The sequence below is a fragment of the Paenibacillus sp. genome (assembly GCF_048976745.1).
In the GTDB taxonomy this organism is placed as follows: Bacteria; Bacillota; Bacilli; order Paenibacillales; family Paenibacillaceae; genus Paenibacillus.
This window is the reverse complement of record NZ_JBHGUU010000006.1, coordinates 1,258,231-1,279,533: the sequence shown is the minus strand read 5'-3', so window position 1 is coordinate 1,279,533 and position 21,303 is coordinate 1,258,231. Positions and strand designations below refer to the sequence as shown.

At 43.8% G+C, this 21,303-nt stretch carries 15 protein-coding genes; 8 read left to right on the top strand and 7 right to left on the bottom strand.

The window, feature by feature from the left end:
- The first annotated feature begins 174 nt into the window (after positions 1 to 174).
- From ACE3K2_RS12235 to ACE3K2_RS12205, 7 genes are all read left to right on the top strand, one after another.
- Complete coding sequence (locus ACE3K2_RS12235; protein ID WP_253436758.1) at positions 175 to 1,275, top strand: ATP-binding protein; 1,101 nt, start codon at positions 175 to 177, stop codon at positions 1,273 to 1,275.
- The gene (locus tag ACE3K2_RS12230; RefSeq protein WP_421890140.1) at positions 1,263 to 3,740 is read left to right on the top strand and encodes a DUF5682 family protein; all 2,478 of its coding nucleotides are present in this window, start codon (positions 1,263 to 1,265) and stop codon (positions 3,738 to 3,740) included. Before ACE3K2_RS12235 ends, ACE3K2_RS12230 begins: the two co-directional genes overlap by 13 nt.
- The gene (locus ACE3K2_RS12225) at positions 3,725 to 4,948 is read left to right on the top strand and encodes a VWA domain-containing protein (protein WP_421890138.1); all 1,224 of its coding nucleotides are present in this window, start codon (positions 3,725 to 3,727) and stop codon (positions 4,946 to 4,948) included. The genes ACE3K2_RS12230 and ACE3K2_RS12225 overlap by 16 nt, the downstream gene beginning before the upstream one ends.
- Before the next feature lie 19 nt (positions 4,949 to 4,967).
- On the top strand, positions 4,968 to 8,522 hold the full coding sequence (locus tag ACE3K2_RS12220; protein WP_421890136.1) for a DUF4132 domain-containing protein: 3,555 nt from the start codon (positions 4,968 to 4,970) through the stop codon (positions 8,520 to 8,522).
- 4 nt (positions 8,523 to 8,526) lie between these two features.
- Entirely contained in the window at positions 8,527 to 10,356 is a 1,830-nt protein-coding gene (locus tag ACE3K2_RS12215; RefSeq protein ID WP_421890134.1) for a hypothetical protein, read from the top strand.
- The gene (locus tag ACE3K2_RS12210) at positions 10,343 to 10,621 is read left to right on the top strand and encodes a hypothetical protein (protein ID WP_421890132.1); all 279 of its coding nucleotides are present in this window, start codon (positions 10,343 to 10,345) and stop codon (positions 10,619 to 10,621) included. The genes ACE3K2_RS12215 and ACE3K2_RS12210 overlap by 14 nt, the downstream gene beginning before the upstream one ends.
- Positions 10,622 to 10,880: 259 nt before the next feature.
- Positions 10,881 to 13,388 carry a WG repeat-containing protein gene (locus ACE3K2_RS12205; RefSeq protein ID WP_421890130.1) on the top strand — a complete coding sequence of 836 codons (2,508 nt, stop codon included), beginning with the start codon at positions 10,881 to 10,883 and terminating at the stop codon, positions 13,386 to 13,388.
- Positions 13,389 to 13,609: 221 nt separating this feature from the next.
- On the opposite strand, the gene ACE3K2_RS12200 is transcribed toward ACE3K2_RS12205, so the two are convergent.
- Positions 13,610 to 14,083, bottom strand: coding sequence for a YbaK/EbsC family protein (locus ACE3K2_RS12200; RefSeq protein ID WP_421890128.1), 474 nt, complete (start codon positions 14,081 to 14,083; stop codon positions 13,610 to 13,612).
- 1,333 nt (positions 14,084 to 15,416) lie between these two features.
- On the opposite strand from ACE3K2_RS12200, the gene ACE3K2_RS12195 reads away from it, so the two are divergent.
- Entirely contained in the window at positions 15,417 to 15,815 is a 399-nt protein-coding gene (locus ACE3K2_RS12195) for an RDD family protein (protein ID WP_421890126.1), read from the top strand.
- Positions 15,816 to 16,081: 266 nt separating this feature from the next.
- Here ACE3K2_RS12195 and ACE3K2_RS12190 read toward each other — a convergent pair whose 3' ends face one another.
- The 6 genes from ACE3K2_RS12190 to ACE3K2_RS12165 form a co-directional block, all read right to left on the bottom strand.
- Entirely contained in the window at positions 16,082 to 16,480 is a 399-nt protein-coding gene (locus ACE3K2_RS12190; RefSeq protein ID WP_421890124.1) for a hypothetical protein, read from the bottom strand.
- Positions 16,461 to 17,522, bottom strand: a complete 1,062-nt coding sequence (vanG, locus tag ACE3K2_RS12185) for a D-alanine--D-serine ligase VanG (protein WP_421890122.1) — start codon at positions 17,520 to 17,522, stop codon at positions 16,461 to 16,463. The genes ACE3K2_RS12190 and vanG overlap by 20 nt, the downstream gene beginning before the upstream one ends.
- A 53-nt stretch (positions 17,523 to 17,575) precedes the next feature.
- A complete protein-coding gene (locus ACE3K2_RS12180; RefSeq protein WP_421890120.1) occupies positions 17,576 to 18,382 on the bottom strand; it encodes a D-alanyl-D-alanine carboxypeptidase family protein in 807 nt (268 codons plus the stop codon).
- The gene (alr, locus tag ACE3K2_RS12175; RefSeq protein ID WP_421890118.1) at positions 18,348 to 19,502 is read right to left on the bottom strand and encodes an alanine racemase; all 1,155 of its coding nucleotides are present in this window, start codon (positions 19,500 to 19,502) and stop codon (positions 18,348 to 18,350) included. Before alr ends, ACE3K2_RS12180 begins: the two co-directional genes overlap by 35 nt.
- 280 nt (positions 19,503 to 19,782) lie before the next feature.
- Positions 19,783 to 20,040, bottom strand: coding sequence for a hypothetical protein (locus ACE3K2_RS12170; RefSeq protein ID WP_421890116.1), 258 nt, complete (start codon positions 20,038 to 20,040; stop codon positions 19,783 to 19,785).
- A 669-nt stretch (positions 20,041 to 20,709) separates the two neighbouring features.
- The gene (locus ACE3K2_RS12165) at positions 20,710 to 21,279 is read right to left on the bottom strand and encodes a TetR/AcrR family transcriptional regulator (RefSeq protein ID WP_421890114.1); all 570 of its coding nucleotides are present in this window, start codon (positions 21,277 to 21,279) and stop codon (positions 20,710 to 20,712) included.
- Positions 21,280 to 21,303 lie beyond the last annotated feature (24 nt).

Below are 21,303 nucleotides of genomic sequence, written 5' to 3'. Positions count from 1 at the left end.
TATTTCACCTTCATAATTGTGCTAGAGGCTATGTCCATGGACTTAGGAAGAGTGCTGATAAGAAGGACGTTTCAACCATTTTTATCGTTTTACCGGGTAGAAGTTGGAGTGCTGTGATAAAATGATAGGAATAAGAACATACGATCTGTTTATGTGAGAGGAGCCACCTTGACGATGGAGATGCTTAAACCACCCGCCGAGATACTATACGAGGTTGAATTACGTGCACTGCGAGAAGAGGATCAGGGAAAACGTCCCCCGAACTGGCTGTTATCTCCTGCCTATGTGCGCGATTTTATTATTGGCCGGGATAAGCCAGCGCTATTCAATGGAGAAGAGATCCCGATTACCCGCAAGTTTTATGGTAATGATGTGTTGATCGAACGTGCAGTAGTCACCTTGGCAGGTAATCGGGGGTTAATGCTTGTGGGAGAACCCGGGACAGCCAAGACCATGCTTAGCGAACTGTTAACTGCAGCGATTTCTGGCACCAGTCTGAACACCATTCAAGGTACAGCAGGCACAACGGAAGACATGATCAAGTATTCATGGAATTACGCCATGCTGTTGGATAAAGGCCCTTCGGAAGCGGCACTTGTGCCATCCCCGTTATATAACGGCATGAAGAAAGGTATTCTTACCCGTTTTGAAGAGATTACACGTTGTCCCGCTGAAGCGCAGGATAGTCTGATCAGTATTCTCAGTGACAAGGTCATGAGCATTCCTGAACTGGATGGCGGTGTACTGTTTGCCCAACCCGGATTTAACGTCATTGCTACAGCCAATATTCGGGATAAAGGTGTTAACGAAATGAGCGGTGCCTTGAAACGGCGGTTTAATTTTGAAACGATCAAGCCCATTCATAACGTGAAGATGGAAGCCAAAATTATTGAATCCCAGGCACGAAGCCTGTTATTACATAGTGGAATTGATATTGAAATTAACCCGGATGTGGTTGAATTGCTAGCTACAACATTTATGGAACTGCGCACCGGCATGACACGGGAAGGCTACAAGCTGGACACACCTCAAGCATCCATGAGTACGGCAGAAGCAGTGTCCGTCTATGTCCAGAGTGCGATGACTTCCTATTATTACGAAGATAAAGCTATTGCGCTGGATCGATTAGTGCAGAACATGTTAGGGACCATTGCAAAGGAAAACGACAAGGATCTGTCCATTCTCAAAACCTACTTCTCCAAGGTCGTAAAAGAGCGTTCCAGGGAAGAGGGAATGTGGAAGGACTATTATGAGGAGAGAAAATGGATCGGTTGACAGCAGTGCTGGACCCTGATGTTGATCAGTTGCAATCCTTGTTCGAATCCCAGGTGTATAACCTGAGTAATCCTACGGTCTATTTTCCAATACGACACCATAGTCCTGCATGTTCATATCACTTGTTACGTTTAATCGAAGAGTACAAGCCGGATATCATCCTGATTGAAGGACCAGAGAGCGGTAATCCATTCATTTCGGTTCTGAGTGATGAGGCAACCTTACCTCCTGTCAGTCTGTACTACACTTATGAGAGCGAATTGGAGAGAGAAGCATGCTATTATCCGATGCTTCGTTATTCGCCTGAATATGTGGCTTTGAAAGAAGCAAAACGACTGGAGATTCCGGCGAAGTTTATTGATCTGGACTATCAACATTTCTCCACCCGTGCATCCAAATCCGGTCAGATAGAACAAAAGGAGATTTCCTTCCAAGACGAAACCTTGCTTGCAGGGTCTGACTTCATTAACCGGTTGTGCCAAAAAACAAACTGCCGCAGTTTTGATGAATTGTGGGAAAAGGTGTTTGAGATTGGCGGTCTGGAAAAATCCACTCCGGAGTTCGTACAGGATGTATTCACGTATTGTACGCTTTCCCGAATGTGCTATTCAACGGAACGATTACAGTCATCAGGTGATCTGACAAGGGAAGCACATATGAGACAACGTATTAATCAAGCGGTACTTGAGCATGACCGTGTGCTGGTCGTTACCGGTGGATTTCATACGTATGGACTTTTACAGCCGGAGAAACATGAATCCGACTTGAACCAGCCGAAGATGGATACACAGCAGGCCGATCAATGTTCAGATGAACAAGGTAAAACCGGTACATCTCCACGTTCTCCACAACGTGCTGTTGAACCAGTTACGGTTCACCAACAAATGTACCCGATGGTCTATACCTTTGCTGAAGCAGATCGGCTTAATGGATATGCAAGCGGCATGCCTTATGTGAATTATTACGATCAGATATGGAACCAGCTGCTCCGCAAGAAGAGTACACCGTACAATCTAACGGCTCTGGACTTGTTATCTCAGCTGATGCGCAAATTACGGGATGGTCACGAACATGTATCAACCAGTGATGCGATTGAGGCGTACAGTATGATTCAGGGGCTTGCCGGGCTGCGGGGCAAAAGGGAAGGCGGCGTCTATGAGTTGCTGGATGCAGCACTCTCTTCCTTTGTGAAGGGGGAGCTTACCTTGGCTACCGATAAACCGTTGCAAGAACTGCAGCAGTTATTGACAGGAGACGTCATTGGAAGCGTGGCTCCCAATTCATTCAGTATCCCCATCGTGGAGGATTTCAAGGCGCGTTGTACAGGGTACAAATTGCAGATTCGCACAACTGGACAACACAAGAAAGTGTTGGATCTGTATGCGAAACCGGAGCATCGTCAGATAAGCCAATTGCTTCAATGCATCACCTATCTGGTTCCGGAATTCGCGAAACGACAATCGGGACCGGACTGGATCGCAGAGCGTGACATGAATCTGGTTCGTGAAACCTGGGTTTATATGTACTCTTCCCGCATTGAGGCCAGATTGATAGAGAACTCCCTCTATGGTGGAACGCTTGCTGGGGCAGCCACACGCAAAATGGAAGAACTGATGCAGGAGATACCGGATCATCATAGCGGTGAACTTGCCCGACTCATGCTTCAAGCACTGCTCATGGGACTTCAAGACACAGCAATGAAGCTCTATGAGCAGGTACGCTCGGCGCTGAGAACCGATGGGAATTTCCTATCCTTATGTAACAGCCTTCAAGTCTTGAACCGAATTCACCAGCACCGCAGGCTACTCGGATTATCTGAAGAGCAACATCTCCCTGACCTTGTATCCGAAGCTTATAGGAACGCCGTGGACAAGTTGTTACAGCTATCCAGAGCCAATCCGGATGAACATGAAGCCATTATTCAGGGATTGAAGCTGTTAGCCATGCTCGCGGAGTCATCAGAGGCGTATTTTCAGGATGAGACATTCCGAATTCATCTGAATGAGCTTCTCTCCGATCATCAGCTTCCGGCTCAGCTGGAGGGTGTGTGTGTGGCTATTTCCTCAGGGCTCGGCGACAGGCCCAGGGATGAGATTGTTGATCGTGCTCGCGGGTATATCCATGGTACACCGGATCAGACCCGTCAAACGGCACTTTTTTTACAGGGCGTATTTACGGTAGCACGTGACGCTTTTTTATATGAAGATCAGCTCTTGTCCGAGTTGAATGTTTTGATTGAAAAACTGTCATACGACGACTTCATCAGCATGGTACCGGAATTAAGGCTGGCATTTACCTACTTTACACCCATGGAGACGGGCTTGATTGCTGAACGGGTGGCAAGTCTGCATCAGGTTGAACCAGAGGAGATGTCAAGACCTGCGGTTGATGAACAGATGCTGATCCAGTCCAAAGCATGGGACGAAGCGCTTCGAAAGGAGTTTGCCGCATGGAAGCTAATATGAATGAAGCGAATCGGAGCGCTGGCGAATCCAGGGATAACCATGAAAGTTCCAATCTGGATGGAAGCAAACGAGGCGAGCATCCTTCTGCTGAAACGTTAAATCGCTGGCGCCTGATTCTCGGTGAATCGGCTGAGGAAGGGCTGTGCAATACAGACCAATACACTTCGGGTGAATTTCAATATACGGAAATGGATGAGATTCTGGGGTATCTCTATAACCGTGAATACGGTGAAGAACAAGGTTATCGAAAAGAGGGAGGACGCGGTGCGTCCAATCTGACTGTACCGAAATGGTTACACAAGGTCAGGGAGTTATTCCCCAAAACAACGGTAGAAATCTTGGAGAAACAGGCGCTCGACCGCTATGGACTGACAGAATTGTTAACGGACAAAAAGCTGCTTGAATCTCTCGAACCCAACATGAATCTGCTCAAGAACATTATGCAGTTCAAAGGACGGATGAAAGGTGAGGTGTTAAAGAGCGCCAAAGAGATCGTCCGAACCGTGGTTGAAGAGCTCCGAAGCAAGCTGGAATCTCAGACTCGAGCCAGTATCATGGGCAAGCGCAGTCGCTATACCTCGAGTTCAGTACGATCCTTGCGCAATCTCAATTTCAAAAAAACAATTACCAAAAACATGAAGAATTATGATAAAAACAAGCGCAGATTTGTGATTGATCGACTGTATTTCGACGGAAATATACAGCCCCATAATAAGTGGAACATCATCATTGGTGTAGATGAAAGTGGGAGTATGCTGGATTCAGTCATTTATAGTTCGGTAATGGCCAGCATCTTCTATCGCTTGAATGCGCTACGAACCAAACTGTTCATTTTTGATACACAGGTGGTTGACCTGAGCGACAGGCTGGAAGACCCCGTAGACGTGCTTATGAATGTGCAGCTCGGCGGGGGAACACATATTACCAAAGCGTTGCGTTATGGCGAGACGCTGATCGATAATCCGGGCAAAACGATCTTTATTTTGGTCAGTGACCTGGAGGAAGGGTACCCGATTGCGCAGATGTACAAAGCCTGTAAAGATATCATCGATGCAGGATGCAAATTGCTGGTTCTCACCGCACTCGATTTTAACGGGGATTCAGTCTATAACAAACACGCAGCACAGACGTTAACGAATATGGGGGCACATGTAGCAGCAATTACGCCTAACGAACTCGCGGATTGGATTGGCGAGATTATCACTTAAATTCAAGGAGGAATGTGTAATGCTTACCGCAGACCGTGCAGTAGAAACGTTGGTGGAGAAATTCGCAGTAACCTGTTCAAACGAGTATTCATTAAAAACAGACCGAAGCTCCGAAATTATTGATTATGTCTTGGGAACGACAGACAAGTTCCCGGATATGTTGGGAAATTCGAGTCATTATGTATATCAAACGATTGATCTGCTCATGAAGCTCGCCAAAAAAGATGATGGAGACATCTTTTACCGTGCCGGGGCTATTGTGATATATCTGGAATCGACTTATTCCAAAAGAAATACATGGAGAACGGATGCCTTTACCATCTGTATGGGAAATGATTCAGAAGCCTACGGCTTAAGTGGGAAGAGCAAAAGATCTGATCGCATGGGCGGGTTGTTGGCCCGGTTGGAGAAAATCAAACAGTTTGCAGGCGAGAACGAAATTCTGGCTGAATTGAAGAGTAAATTAAAACGGGCCCAGTGGCTTTTTGATTCCAAAAAAGCGGACAGTCAGGGGAATTATCGGGATGTTATTAATGCATTAATGCTCCTGCAACTATATTCGAAGCTGAGTGATACCCCTTCTCATGCAGAGGTTGAATCTGCTGCTCAATCGTTGCCAGCGTTGTTTCAACATGTGATGGCGAATGATGCAGATGGGTTACGGGATGAGCTGCATACGTTAATTGAACCTATAGTGGTTAGTAACATTCAAGGCAAGCATAACGGATCTTCCCAAGAATTAAAGGATGAATTCCTCAAGGAGAAACGTAGTCAGCTCATAGCTGAAATGTATCCCAATACGTCTTACTCTTCTAAAGAGCAATGTTCACATGCTGTATTCCATCAAACGATGGTACTGGTTAGCAGTGCCTTGCTGTACCTGATTAACATTAGTGGAGGCAAACAACGGTTTCTTGATGCAAAGAGTGAGATTGGGGATGTTTTGCTTCACACCCTGCATCAGTTACATGAGATCTATCCACTTGAAGTTCGCCGTTACTTGCTGAGTATGGACCCGAGAGCAAAGAGTCCGAATGATCTGCTTACCGGACTTGTACCTCTGGATGAGCCTTATCAGTTGGTTGAAATGCTGCGGGACGAGCTTAATATGTACACCGTTTCCTGGAACATGTTACGATCCGCGGTCGCGAATCATCCTGAACAAGCGATTCGAGCTTACGAGTTGATCAAAACGCCATTCCTCAAACTTTGCATTCAAAAATTCATGGAGGATCAGGAATTGGAGCTGCCCAATGCGGAGGAGTCCTTGGAGCAGGCAGTATTCACCGCTCTTCGGCATCCATTGGATGGGGGGCGCCAAGGAATTGCTATTGCAAGATACTTAAGTGGGGAAAACACCCTTGAGGAATATTGGCAAGACTCGAATAGTCGCGCGTTGTTTAATCAACTGAATCGGGACAAGAAGCGAGTTCATAATCTCATCAGTATTAGTTTTCTGCCCATGGAGTCGGAAGCAATGCGCAGATTCGCAATCCTGACCACTCATCCCGATTGGACGCTGGATATTGTCTCAGACATGTATAATTCATACGCGTTTAGTGGAGAGAAACTGCTTCAACGTTATGGACAAGATCCTGAGGTGCAACGTGAGAAGTTACTTACCAGCCTGATCTCTCTCAATGGCATGACCGACTACAGATACAAAGCCATGCCATATGACGAATACCGCCGAATCATTCAGCAGAATCTGGACTATGCACTGACACAGTACAAGAAACTGCCAACGGATACGCGCATTTTAATTCTGGAGATTACTTTTGAACAGCGTGATGAGCTCTCGAAGAAACAACTGGCCGAAGCGATTCGTGCCGGATTGCAGGATTCGTCCAAGAAGGCAAACGGTGTGGCGTTAGCCGAATTCAATCGGATACCTGATCAGGATTTGTATACGCTCGTATACCTTTCGGAGAAAAAAGCGGGAATCAAAGAAATGGCTCTGACCGCAATCCGCAGTCTGGAAAACAGCAAGGAGCTGTACGGTGAGCTTTTGAAAAAAGAGAAAGCAGCGGATTGGAAGAACCTGATTCAAATTCTGCTGGATACCGCAGATCTGAGCCCGGAGTATGCTCATGCTGCGCTCGCTGATCAGGCAGATAGCAAAAAGCTGTCCAGACTGAGCTGGTTGTCCCTGACAGATCTCCCTTCCCTGATTCGGACAGAGGATAATCAGCCGGTAGATGACCGAATCAAGCTTTATGTTATGGTGCAATCGCTGGATCATACTTCTGGTCCGAATGAAAGGTTAAATGAATTTCGGGACTACGTAAGTGAGGCGTCGCTCGCTCGTTTTGCAAGTGAATTGCTTCAGGTCTGGATTCAGGAAGGTGCTCCTGCGAAAGAGAAGTGGGTGATGTATGTTTCAGCACTCTTTGGTGATATTCAGATTGTTAATATTCTGGCTCCTCAAATTAAGGAATGGACCGAAAACAGTCGTGGCGCGATTGCAGCAGATGCGGTAAAAGTGCTCGCTTATCTGAAAGATCCATCCGCTCTTATGGCGATTGACAAGATCAAACGTGGCGTGAAGAACCGCCAGGTGAAAGGTGCAGCAGAAGAAGCCTTGCAGCTTGCAGCAGATAATATGGGACTTACCTCGGAGCAACTCGAGGATCGACTGGTCACTACGCTTGGTTTTGATGAAAAAGGAACCATGCAGCTGAGTTACGGAGAGCGTTCCTTCCTGATTAAGGTGAATGGAGACTTGCAAGTGGTTGTACTCAATGAAGAAACGGGCAAATCCGTCAAGAGTCTGCCTGCTCCTGCACAGAAAGATGATGCTGGACTGGCAGCACAGTCCAAGGCACGTTTCACGCAGCTGAAAAAAGATCTCAAATCCATGGTTAACATTCAGGCGCAGCGTCTGGAAGAGTCATTGTCCAAGCAACGTCTGTGGTCTGCCGATGAGTGGAAATCCCTGTTTGTCGATAATGTCATCATGCAAAAATTTGCTGTTGGTCTGATCTGGGGGATGTATGAGGATGGCGCTCTGATTAGTACGTTCCGCTATATGGAGGACGGTACCTTTAATTCTGTGGATGAGGATGAGGTTGATCTGCCTTCAGGTGCACAGGTGGGACTTATACACCCGTTGGAACTGGATCAGGCGACGCTTGAAAGTTGGACAACGCAGTTGGAAGATTACGAGATCAAGCAGCCGTTTGAACAGCTGAATCGTGAAATCCATCAGCCTGAAGATGAGGATAAAACGAAGAATGAATATGATCGTCTGCCTGAATCTGATTTCTCACCAACGTCTTTCCCGAAAGCACTGGAGAAATACGGTTGGATCAAAGGGCAGGCACAGGATGGCGGCTGGTATCATGAATTTTATAAAGAGTACGGAGATCTTGTTGCGGAATTACAATTCAGTGGTACGAGTATCTCGTATTACGAGGGATTGGATGACATTACCCTAGAATCCCTACATTTCTTCAAACCGAATAACAAGCAATATTATTACTACGGTGACAACAAACCCATTGCGCTGGGCGATGTCCCAGGTCGCGTATTCAGTGAAACGATCTACGATATTTTGAGAGCAACGGGGCGTTGATGACGTGAGTGCATTCAAGGAGAAATTCCGGATTTTTTCGAAGCTGTGCACAGAGGATTATCTGATCCGGTACGCTAACAAGGGATTGTACAAAAGGTCAATAAAAGAGTTGGACAATGGCGTAAGTGTAACGTACACATGGAATGCATCATCCGTGAGTTGCCAGTTAAGTGATGGGACACACTGTACACTTGAGAATACGCTGGATCATTGGGACTGCTCCTGTCCGTCAGAGCATATCTGCAAGCATGTGCTGATTGCAATTCTGTATGATCAACGGGAATATATGGCAGAGGATTCAATGAATGCAGACGAGAAGCATGCGCTGGATAAGTACTCAGGGATATCGGATAATGATCGGTTGGACGTACCTAAAGACGTATCAGTAAAAGAATCAGTATCAAACTTAGTATTAAACGATGATCCAATCGAAGATCCGCATTCAGTGTCTCGAGAGATCGAGTCTCGCTTTTGCTGGATGACGGAGTCTGACCTTACAATGCTAATTAAATCGTATAGTGCTTCCATGATAGAGGAAGTGGTATTTCGTTTAAGATACCCAGAGGAAATTAAGATCATTGAAGATTCACTTCTTACGGTTCATCTGACAAGTCAGCATATTGAGGTGTCTTTTACCGAGGAAGCCAGTCTCACGAAGGCTCTTTGTAAGGTGCCCCAGACAGCCGGAAAGATGGCCAAGCTTGAAGCTTTGTTACGGTATCGTGCTCTAAAAGGACTGGATGATACGGATGCACTAAGCGGACGGGTGTACGAAGCCAAGTTCTCTCTGCAGACGGTGCAGGAATGTCGCATGATGCTGGCAGGATTGTTGAAGACGGGACTGGCCCGTCTCCCACAGTCCTATATGGCACAACTGGAGACTTTGGCCATTGCAGCCCATAGTGGCAACCTGCCTGACATAGAACGCAGTTTACGAGGGATTCAAGGCGAACTACAGTTGTTTTTCAACAGACATATACGTTTCTCCATGCAATCCATGCTGGATCGGGTAAGCAAGCTGTATCTTGCACTTCAGGTTCTTGAAGAAAAACAGGTGTCAGCCCTTCAGCAGAGTCAGCTCATTGGCAGTTTTCGAAGTAAATACTATACGGTGCCTTCACTCCATCTATATGGACTGGGAGCCGATGCATGGGAGACACGATCCGGTTTCCGTGGTATCACCTATTATTTCTATGGTTTCGATGATGAGGAAATTTACACCCATAGTGATGTACGTGCAGTATATTATGATGATCAGCAGTTCTCGTATACAGAGCATTATGGTGCATTCACACCATGGCTGCCTCATCTGACCTTTCGTGAGTTGGCGGGTGCAGAAGTCCAATTCCATTCCGTGAAAGTGAATGAAGAACGCCGGATATCTTCCGGGGAAGGTGCCAAGCTTACCATTTTGCCACGTTCGGGTGTGGAGACGCTAAATATGGGCAAGTACATGCAAAATGCATCATCTGTACTTCACGAGGAATCGCGCACATTTGAATTATTCACTGCGCCTAGAGAACGACTGGCTGTGATCAAAGTTGCTCGAATTGTGGACCATAACTTTGTGAAACAAACGCAGGAGCTTGTCCTGACGGTTGAGAGTGCCACAGGAGAACGATTGGCACTTACTCTCCCGTATTCAACAGACTGGCAGACGATGATCCAAAGACTGGAGTCAGGATATGGTTCCCAATCACTTGAACACTTCTATGCCTTTGTGCGGGTGGAACCCAAACGCATTAGCCCAATCAGTTTCCTGAAGGGTCAAACGGTGCTCAGTCTGAAACTGGATATCGGGAATGGAAGGATGGGGAGACTTGGAAGAATATAATCAATTCATGCAGCGTATTAGCGGCTGGTCAGAAGAACTGCTCCTGCGTGGAGTATCCCAGTTCGGAATCCGAGATATTGAAGTACTTGAGCAGCTCGCAGCGGAATCCTTGCGGTTGCAGATGAGTTTTCTGCATGAGTTGTTGAATCATGTGATCAAGGAAGGGCGTAGCGTGGCTTTTGGGCAAGGTAATGAAGAGTTGCTGTTATTTCAGTATTGTCGTCTCACCCAATATGTACAGCTCAGTGTGCAAGAAGAGGCTTAATACTGGTTGTAAGGCAAGCGAAGGCACATGTAGCGATATGATGTATTAAATAAGATGTAGTATAGAATATAAGAAGATTTGCAGAAGGCCACAAGGTCACTGCAAATCTTTTTTTATCGTAGAGTAAGTAAATCATGACCTCATCGAGTGGCAAGTGTGAATATTCTTTAGTTCAACTTATATAACATGAATTACATGTCATATCCCGATTTATGACGCATACCATTAGGCGAATGCGGTCATAAGGGAGGAAACTGAGATGTCCATGAGCGAACCGCTGTTAACGCAGATTGTGAATCAACATATACCGGCTGGTGCAACGGTCGTCACGATTGATAAACCTGTTCAACATCCAGCGATCTATGCGGCAGATCTTACCGGTGACGGTATGCCGGAGATTGCGGCAGTCTACCAGTTGAATGGTGAGCTGTATTTGCTCATTCTGAAATTTGTTCAAGGACACTGGATCAAGATGGCACTAATCAAGGGGTTGGGGTATGGGGTAACTTTAATGACGGCAGCCCCTGTGACTTCAACGGCAAGGAACAATCTCATTATTGGTTGGCGGATAGGATCTATATGGTCTAAGCTTGCCGTATATGAGTGGACTGAATCAGGGCTCAAAGACCTGGCGCCTGACGATCTATATTATAGTTATGCAGAGATTATAGATATGCCTGGTTCGCTTGGCCGAGATGGCAAGGTGGAGATCGCACTCTGGATACATGATACGGGTGAAGCCTATCGTGTAGAGATTATCCGGTGGCAGAATGGGAAATGGGTTCCAGCGCCTGACGTGTATGCAACCTATTATCCCAAAGTGGTGCAATATTACGAGCAACTTACCCAGCAATATCCGAATTATATTTTTTATTGGTATTACCTTGCGGATGCTCAATACCATGCAGGTCAGTATCCTGCCGCACTCGTTTCAGTTCAGAAGGCACTCAGTTTCCCGGAAGCGTATCCTTCCAGAGAGGTACTACAGGAGTTGGAAAAGAAAATTAAGCAGGCGATGGTCCCCATAAGCCATGCTCGGGTAACGACATGGTTATATCCCATCTCCGTTCGAACCACGAGTGGGACGCGTTGGGGGTATATGGATGCCCAAGGACATATCCGGCTTCAGCCGGTTCTGGATGACGCGCAAGCGTTCCAGCCCAATGGATTGGCTGTCGTTGTGAAGGATGGTCATGCCGGCGTAATTAATCTTCAGGGGCAGTATGTCGTTCAACCTGTATACGATTCCATTAATTCTTTTTCCGAAGAACGGGCGATAACCATTGATTCTCAAGGATTTAAGATGATTAATGAACAAGGTACAGTTCTGACCAAACGGGCATACCCGTATATCTCGAATATGAAGGACGGGCGAGCGTTGTTTTACGATTCAATCCCTGGTCAGGCAGATGGATCGGTGAGTCGGTATGGTTATCTGGATGCGTCGGGCAATGAAGTGATACCGGCACAGTTCGCTTCGGCGAATGATTTTCAGGATGGCAAAGCGGTTGTGCAGATCAAGGACAACGAATATGCGCTTATTAATCGCAATGGACATCGACTCGCGACATATCCCTATGCATATGTGGGACCACTGGGGGATGGACTGCTTGCTTTTCAAAAAGAGCTCTCGGGTAAATATGGGTACATCGATGAACGGGGTAATATCCGCATTCAACCCAAATTTTCATCGGCATTTCCTTTTAGCGGCGGGCAAGCGATTGTCAATACAGCGGAGGATTACAAATCGAACTATGGTGTCATTAATACGCAAGGATCATTTATCATTCAACCCGCTTATAATGACATCCGCGAACTAGGTGAGCATCGTTACGCGCTCGGGCAAGCCATTAATCCGGAGCAGCCTTATATTGGCTCTGTATATGCGATGGCAGAGACGAACGGTAGAAGGCTTACGGAGTACGTATATCGCGATGTAGGCAATTATACAAACGGTCTTGCATCAGCTTCGGACGGAAGACAGACCTATCTGCTGGATCTGAGTGGTAGGCCTGCCGCTGGGTATCCTTATGTAGAAGGTTCGGGGACGCTGGAGGTCGTGGCACCAGATCTGATTAAAGCCTATGTAGACCAGCGCTTATCTTATGTGAACCGGGCAGGACAGATCATCTGGCGGCAAAATACAATCGTTCCACTTCATCCGCCGTACCGTGTACGCGAAGAGAAGTATAAACCGAACAGAGACTATCTCGTATATTATCCCCAGGTGGAGGGGTTAACGAACCAAGCAGAGCAGCTTGCGCTGAATGCCAAGTTGAAGCAACTCTCCCAGGTTAAACCGATCCCTGCCGATCAACAGCTCGATTACACGTATACAGGGGATTTTGACATTACGTTCTATCAGCAGCAATTGCTGCAGCTGCAACTCACAGGTTATAACTACCCGGCTGGTGCAGCACATGGTATGCCTACGATGATCTATGCGATCATTAATCTGACGAATGGTCAGTTGTATGAGCTGAAGGATTTATTTAAGCCGAATAGTGACTATGTCAAAGTGTTAAGCCAGATTGTGGGGGATCAGATCAAAAATGATCCTCAATACTCGTATGTGTTTCCGGACACCTATACGGGGATTAGTGCGGATCAGCCGTTCTTTGTTACAGCGGATGCTCTGCATCTCTATTTCAATCCATATGATATCGCACCTTATGCGGCAGGATTTCCAACGTTTACAATTCCGTTTGTCGAGATAAAGGATATCATTGATACAGAAGGTTCGTTCTGGAGAGCATTCCATATGTGAGTGCCCATTCACAGGTTAAGCGATGAGGTCATATATTCAATATGGTTCCCTTTCGGCACGTACACAAATTTGAGGGTATAGCCAACATTTTAACGAAAATACGCTAGGTACGTTAAGGCGCAAATACAGCGGATTTTTCCTTCTTTAAGCAAATGTTCGCTGATACTTAGCGTATAAAACAGTCAAAATGTTGGCGCTACTCCATATAGAACTACTATAAATCAATCATTCCATCCTTTACATACATCAATCCACTCTGAGTAATTAGAGTATTTTTCTAATTGTTTTATTGTAAGTTCAATAGCACTATTGCTACTCCCACAAGCTGGATAGATTGTCTCAAAACGTTTGAGAGATATGTCTAGATAAACAGAAACATCATTATTAATAGCAAATGGACAAACACCTCCAATGGCATGACCAACCATATCAATGGCTTCATCAGGAGAAAGCATTTTTGCTTTTGTTTTGAAATACTCTTTGAATTTTTTGTTATCCACTTTTGCATCCCCGGCGGCAACTACTAAAATAGCTTGTCCATTTACCATAAAAGAAAGTGTTTTTGCAATTCTCTCTGGCTCACAACCTAAGGCAGATGCAGCCAAATCCACGGTTGCACTAGATACTTCAAATTCTTTAATTTGAGAATCCATACCGTATTGTTTGAAAAAATCTTTTACTTTTTCAATTGCCATAATTATCACACCTCATTATTAAATATCTTCTAAAAGATTTATCTTTTTCACCATTCATCCATATATACAATTATTTGTTCTATAAATTTCAAATATACTATTGTCTATGTTCTTGGGTAAAAAATCATGTTGTAAATAACACATGGTTCTTGATAGGGATTGGTGACATCCAGGATCAAATAGAATATTTCAACGTTACGGGTAGGGTCAAAAGGAAAAACAGGAAATGCTCTCATTTTTCCATCATTTTCAATGATAGCGTCTTTGGACCGTTGCATCACTCCTTTTGTATGTCATAACATTTTAAAATGTAATATAACATATTAAAGAGGCAAGGGGAGGAATACCAACCACTTCACACATTTATCCATACTAAATGAAAAATTGTACGGGGGTTAAAGATCAAATAAGTCATATTTATCTATACAAGTAAAAAACAATTTCTCCAACAACACTTCTTTTACTTGGCGAGAATGTAAATAGTTCACCAGTCATTCTCAAGTTAATCAACGAGATCATACAGAACGAATGGCGGTCTATGTGCAATTGTGTAATTTGTTCGAAAGCATGTAACTTAAGCGCTTCTTGATGCGTTTAGACATTGGGGTGATCTGATGCTGGTGAACGCGGTTCAACGATACATGGTATTAGGACTACTATTTATAGGGATTTTTTTTATAGCACTCATCGTTCTTGAAAGGTTTGAAGGGTCCCAAATAACAACAACAGAGTATTACGGCTTACGTAATCTAGGGGGGCTGATATATGTTTTGTCGCTCATCCTGGGATTCGGACACTATATGTTTGCTTTTTATGTTGTTATTTTAAGCCCAATCTCATGGCTGCTGCGGAAATATGTATGTTTTCTTACAGTGAGGACTTTCATCTATATGGTTGGGTTTGGATGGGGAGGGCTATGGATTTTTGATCTCATGTACAATCCATATTTCGTGAATGGATACCATCTGAATCGAATGACATCGATATGGATCTTTGCCACCGCTGGTTTAGTTTATGCTATCGTGGAGAATAAGATATGGAGAAGAGAGCAGAGGCAGAATGAACAAACGGCTACTTAACAAAAGTTGAGTAGTTTTTTTTGTTTACATAATTATTATTTTGTTTACGTTGGAGAATCAGGAGTCACATCTGATAGTTTGTTATAAAATTCACAAGTAGGTGCAAGAGGAAAAAATAGGAGTTACATCGTAGATAGGTAAAATTTTCTGTTATACTATTTGAGTTGTGTACATAAAGTTAGATATTTTAATGAAGGGAGTTCATGAAGAAAATTAGCCGTTTAGTTTAAAATTGTAGCTTGGAGGAAAGTATTTTGTATAAAGCAGGTTTTTGGATTAGATTAGGAGCAAGTGTGTTGGATAGTCTTATTATTTCAATTCCGTTAGTGATTATTGCAGGTGTGCTTACAGGTAACTATGATGCGGATGAGCCGATTGCCAAACTACTTAGTGCGTTATATTCAATTTTAGTACCAGTATACTGGTATGGTCGAACCATCGGAAAACGTATATGTAGAATTCGAATCCGTAAATACGATACACACGAACCGCCAAAAATTGGTACAATGCTGATGCGAGTTGTTGTGGCTGGGCTTGTGTATGTGATAACTTTGGGTATCGGAATTATTGTGAGTGCGTTTATGGTTGGTTTGCGTGAGGATCGACGTGCGATTCACGACTTTATTGCAGGAACAGAAGTAGTCTGGGATTAAACGATTCTTCAACTTGGAGATTAGAAGAATGGCTGTACAGGGCTAAAAATCACTGTGCAGCTTTTAAATCATTAGTACTGTTTCACAAAACTCGTATTTTGTACATATGTATATGTCTGAGGATTTCTCCTCTTTGTCCTTTTGTATCTGAGGACAAGAACATTGTTCCGCTGCCTCTTTTTGCATTTAAGTTATATCTTTTTACTGCAACAAAAAACCGTTAAATCTTCATATCACAGACTTAACGGTTCTAAAAGTTTAATCTCTTAAGACGTCATAGTTAAAATATTACGTTTTACAGTTTCGTGTAGATATGGACAAACATATTTATCAGCTGACAGTTCTTCATTTTCTGAATCGTGATATTCGATTGAACTAGATGAACTTTTCTCAACAAAGTTGTATTTCAAAGCTACTATTGGAAAAGATCGATCTCTCATTGCAATTACTTCGTCCCAAGAAGGCGTGCTAATCTCCTTACTTCTCTTCCCTGCTATCTTCAGCCAGGCATTAAAAAAATTTCCCCTGAATTGAACAACTAATTTTTCGATAATCCAAAAAAGTATTCTTGCAAATCTCGGGGATCCGTTCCTTTGAAGGAGATCATCGACAATGGATCCATCCAATCCTCGCTCAACCGCAAGTTCAATCGCTCTCAGTTCCACCAATGGCGAGCTCGATGAGCCGGTCAAGAATATTGGCATAAGTCATGCCACTAGCTTGGAGCATGTTAGGATAGCGGGAATTCGATGTGAAACCAGGTATCGTGTTGACTTCATTGAACACAATTCTTCCGTCAGTGTCCAGGAACATATCTACTCGCGCAAACCCTCTGCATCCAAGCGTTTTATAAATAGTCAGAGCGCTCTCTTTAACCTTCATTGCAGTATCCTCATCAATACGGGCTGGCAAGTGAATCTTCGAACTCAACAAGGAGTACTTTTCCGAATAATCAAAAAAGTGTCCCTGCAATTCAATTTCATCAATAACGCCGATTATGGGATCAGAATTGCCCAATACAGCACACCCCACTTCAAAACCGTTGATATTTTGCTCAATGACAACTTTACTATCGTGTAAGAAGGCTTGTTCAGTCCCAGTAATCAATTCCTGCCTATTGTTCACCTTCGATATCCCTAAAGACGATCCTGATCTAGCCGGCTTAACAAAGAGAGGGTAACCCAGTGCTTCTGCTGCTGATAACACTTTTTCCATCCGTTCACTTCGATGTATTGTAAGGGAACGCGGTATATCAATCCCTGCTGCCTGCACCAGTTTATGAGCCAGTTCCTTGTCCATACATAATGCAGAGGATAACATGCCACATCCAACAAACGGTGTACCCGACAGTTCCAATAATCCTTGCAAGGTTCCATCCTCACCGTATTTGCCGTGAAGCACTGGAAACACAACATCAATCGGTGTTACATGATATTCCGTATGCACGAGCTCAATGAGTCCTCTGACTTCTCTGCTCGGTGAGAAAAAGGATGGGATACAACTCGGATGCAATTGCCATCGATCATTGCGAATATCCTCAACCGTTCCACTATATCTGAGCCAAGAACCTTGCTGCGTAATTCCAATTAACACAAGATTGTATTTTTCGGTATCCAAATTTTCAATCACTGAAGCAGCCGAACTCAAAGATACGTTATACTCACCTGAACATCCGCCAAACAATACCGCAATCGACTTCTTCTGCATCTTAAAAACCTCCTAAAATGTAATATAATCTATATAATTCCTATTGTTATAACTTAATTGTTGGAGAAAGTCGTAACAATGAATCCTTCGCGATTCGTTCCTGATATCCGATAAGAATCACATTTCAAGATCGGGATATGACTAGACGCCCCTTTATCCGCTGGAACATAATATATCTGGATTGTCATGTCCTTTTCTTTAACTGTGAGCTGCTCTCCAGAGTACCGATATTGCTGTACAAAATCGATGTACTCCTCTAAACATAGATTGTTTTCTTCCATGACTTTGGAATGGGGGTATCCTACATATCTAAAATGCCATGGCTCATACGCAATACGAGTGATTGATTCTTTTTCTTGCTTATATCGAAGAATAAAACCGAATTGTATGGCATGTTGTCTGAAGGACCTGTATATGCCCGTGTCAGGAAAGGAAGGTGCAATAAAATCGATATTCGATTTCAATTTACCGACATCGATAGCCAATCCTGTTTGGTGCTCACTCTGGTCAGGCAAGGCTACGTATTTGGAAGTATATTCTGGTCCCTGTTCTATCAAACAATCCTGATAGATTTGGGATTGTTCTTCTTTGGTTCGATATGCACTGACAGCGACAATTTCATCCATCCCCCCACAAGCCTTAAGTAGAGCATGAAATTGTTTGAAGCACTGCTTCTCCAGAAGCATCTCCTTATTTAACTTCTTTATTGAAAGTAAGGAATCCAAGGACTCTAGTTGATTAGCTTGTACTTGCCTTCTGATTGGGTTTTGAAAATTTATTAACACTAAGTGCCCGTGACATAGTTCTTCGTTACTTACGCTGATTTCAATATGTTGTTGTACGACTTCCCGTGATTTCACGTTGAATTTCCCCGCCTTCTTTATAGATTCGCAATACTCTGTCCGTGATGGAACTCGTTATTTCTTGAGATACACCACCGATATGATTGGCCAGTTCCTGAACCATAATTTTCTGTTCACCTGAATAACCAATGAAGGTCACCTTGGATCCTTCCGGAAAATACATGGGAAGCTTAATCATCAATTGATCCATGGAGATTTTTCCTATAATTTCTGCTTGATGCCCCTCCACCAGCACCTTCGTATTTTGCATTCTCTGCGACCATCCATCTGCATAACCGATAGGCACTGTTCCGATCCATTGATCGGAGTCTGTTTGATAAGCATTGTTGTAGCCCACATATTCGCCCTTTTTTAATCTTTTCGTTTGCAATAATCTACTGTGCATACTGAAGGCGGGCTTTAGCTGGATGTTCGATACTAGTTTTTCCGGATAAAAACCATAAATCGCAGCTCCTATTCGAGCCATATCCATACACAATTCCGGAAATCGAAGTGCTGCCATACTTCCCGCACAGTGAAAATGATTGACTGGAATCTGGGATATACTGCTCCATTCTTTCATTTCCAGGAAGCGTTGAATCTGAAGCTGCAGATAGCTGTTGTCTGTCTCACCCGCTGTCGCGAAATGAGTATAGAACCCGTCTACTATTACATCTGGAGCTCGGAGCCACGGAACCATTTCGAGCCATTCTTCTTCCGTACGTATACCGATTCGCCCAAGTCCAGTATCCATTTTCACATGCACAGATAGCTTATGCCGGGTATGAACAGGTTTGTATTTTCTCATCTGCTGAAACCATGAAGCTTGTGTAACGGTAAGCATCAAATCATGTTCCAGAGCCAGAGATACAAGTTCGGGACGTATCGGAGTCAAAATAAGAATCGGTTGTGTTAAGCCGGCATTTCTTAAGCGGATGGCTTCTTCAATAAAGGCACACGCTAAATAATCCGCGCCTGCCTCTACTGCTTCTTTGGCCGTCTCAATATCTCCATGGCCATATGCATTTGCTTTAACAACTGCCATTAATTTGGCCGAACGGGGTAGAAATTTGCGGATCTGTATGACATTCTCGCGGATTTGCGTTAAATCTATTTCAGCCCATGTATCTCGGTACATTCGAATAATCCCCTCAACCGAATAGATGGCTTGTTTTTACTTACTATTTTCAGTAGATCCGCATATGCACTTTTCATAGTTTGGCCTCCTAAAGGTGTGAATGTGGTGCGTTGAATTGATTTAAGTGTATATTAAGGCAACTTCATCTCCTATCGATCAAACTTACACAAAAATGACAACGATGTAAGATTACAGATTTGCACTTCTCCACATCTCATAGTTACAACAAAAAAAACCTGCACTAGGGCAGGTTTCTTTCATTATTATGGATTTTCATTGCTCATCCAGCTATCAACATACAGTGGTTCACTGTAGTCCTCCGGACCGTAAATTGTTTCAAATGTTTCTCTTCATCTGAATTCTCGAAGCCTCCCATAACGACGGTGAATTTTCCATTTTGAGTCTGCACAACGCTGCTGCCATCGGCAGAATACTGTTCAGCCAACATGGCCAGTGCTTCACCCTGCTCCATGTCTTCACTACGGACAAAGAAAAGTTCATGCGCTTGTGTCGACTTCCCGTCAGAAGAAAGCTTCAACTGAATATATCCAGGCTACTGATACTCTGATACGGAGTATTCCACATCATCCTAAGTTCAACCACAACACCAATCGCGGAATCCTTCTCCAGCTTGTCATAAACCAGATGACGTACCCCATTGAAGGTGAAGATCAATCGGTTCGGCCCTTCTTTGCGATCCACGGTATACGATGGAGCAGACGTGATCTGTTTACCATCGATCTGAAAATTAATGTTTAGTGTATCTGATTCTTTGGTCGTTGTAACCGAAACCCAATCCGTGCGCTCCCCGCCACCACCAACTTGCGGAATTTTAACGACAGAACCTATAACGGTTAGATTGTTGAATCATTCCTTCCATATACTTCGGTTTCCTATTGATTCGGGTAATTGCATTGTTTATTCAACAACGGTTCTCTGTTTTGCAAATGATAATATTCAATGCTGTTAGATGGCTACTCTCATCAAAGTTATATTTGAAAGAGACATCTGGAAACGAGTGATCCCTCATATTCTCAATTTCCTTCCAAGAAGGTACGCTAACTTCTTTACTTCTCTTCCCTGCGGTCTCCATCCATACACAGAAGAAATTCTCACAAAACTACAAGACCAGTTTCGTGCCGGCGTGAGTTTCAACACCCATACTGCGTAGAAGCTGCCGGGCTTTTTGGTGACAAGCGGGGAAATCCTACAATTCTTCAGAATAAAAAGCTTTAGATACGGATTCCGTAGCCTTATCAATAAAAGCTGCAATTTTACTGGGGCTTTCCTTCAGACCACCACTCACCCACTTTTTAATAATAGCTATACTGCCATGAGCGGTGAACGTATACCAGGACTCAAATAATTGTGGATCAAAATATTTTAATTCCGTCTTCCATCGTTCAATAGTTAAATCGTGACTGATATAAAGGACTCGTTCTAATAATTCTTTATCGCCATGCTCTGAGAACAGAACCTCACATATCGTTTTATTCGCTTTTATATACTTACATAATTCATATGATAGCGTTTGAGGGTTTGAAGAACTCATCCCAACTTGCTTAATGTCTTCGTAAAGATCATTTTCAATCGTTGAAAGAAGCTCAAACTGATTAGCATAGTGTGTATAAAAGGTGTTGCGATTAATCCCTGCTTCTCTGCAAATGTCGGTCACTGTAACTTTATTGATAGACCGTTCTGTCAAAAGCTTCAACAGGCTTTCTTTTATAACCATTTTTGTATATCTCACTCTGTGATCTGTTTTTTTGTCTGCCATAATATCCTCCCAATTTAAAATAAT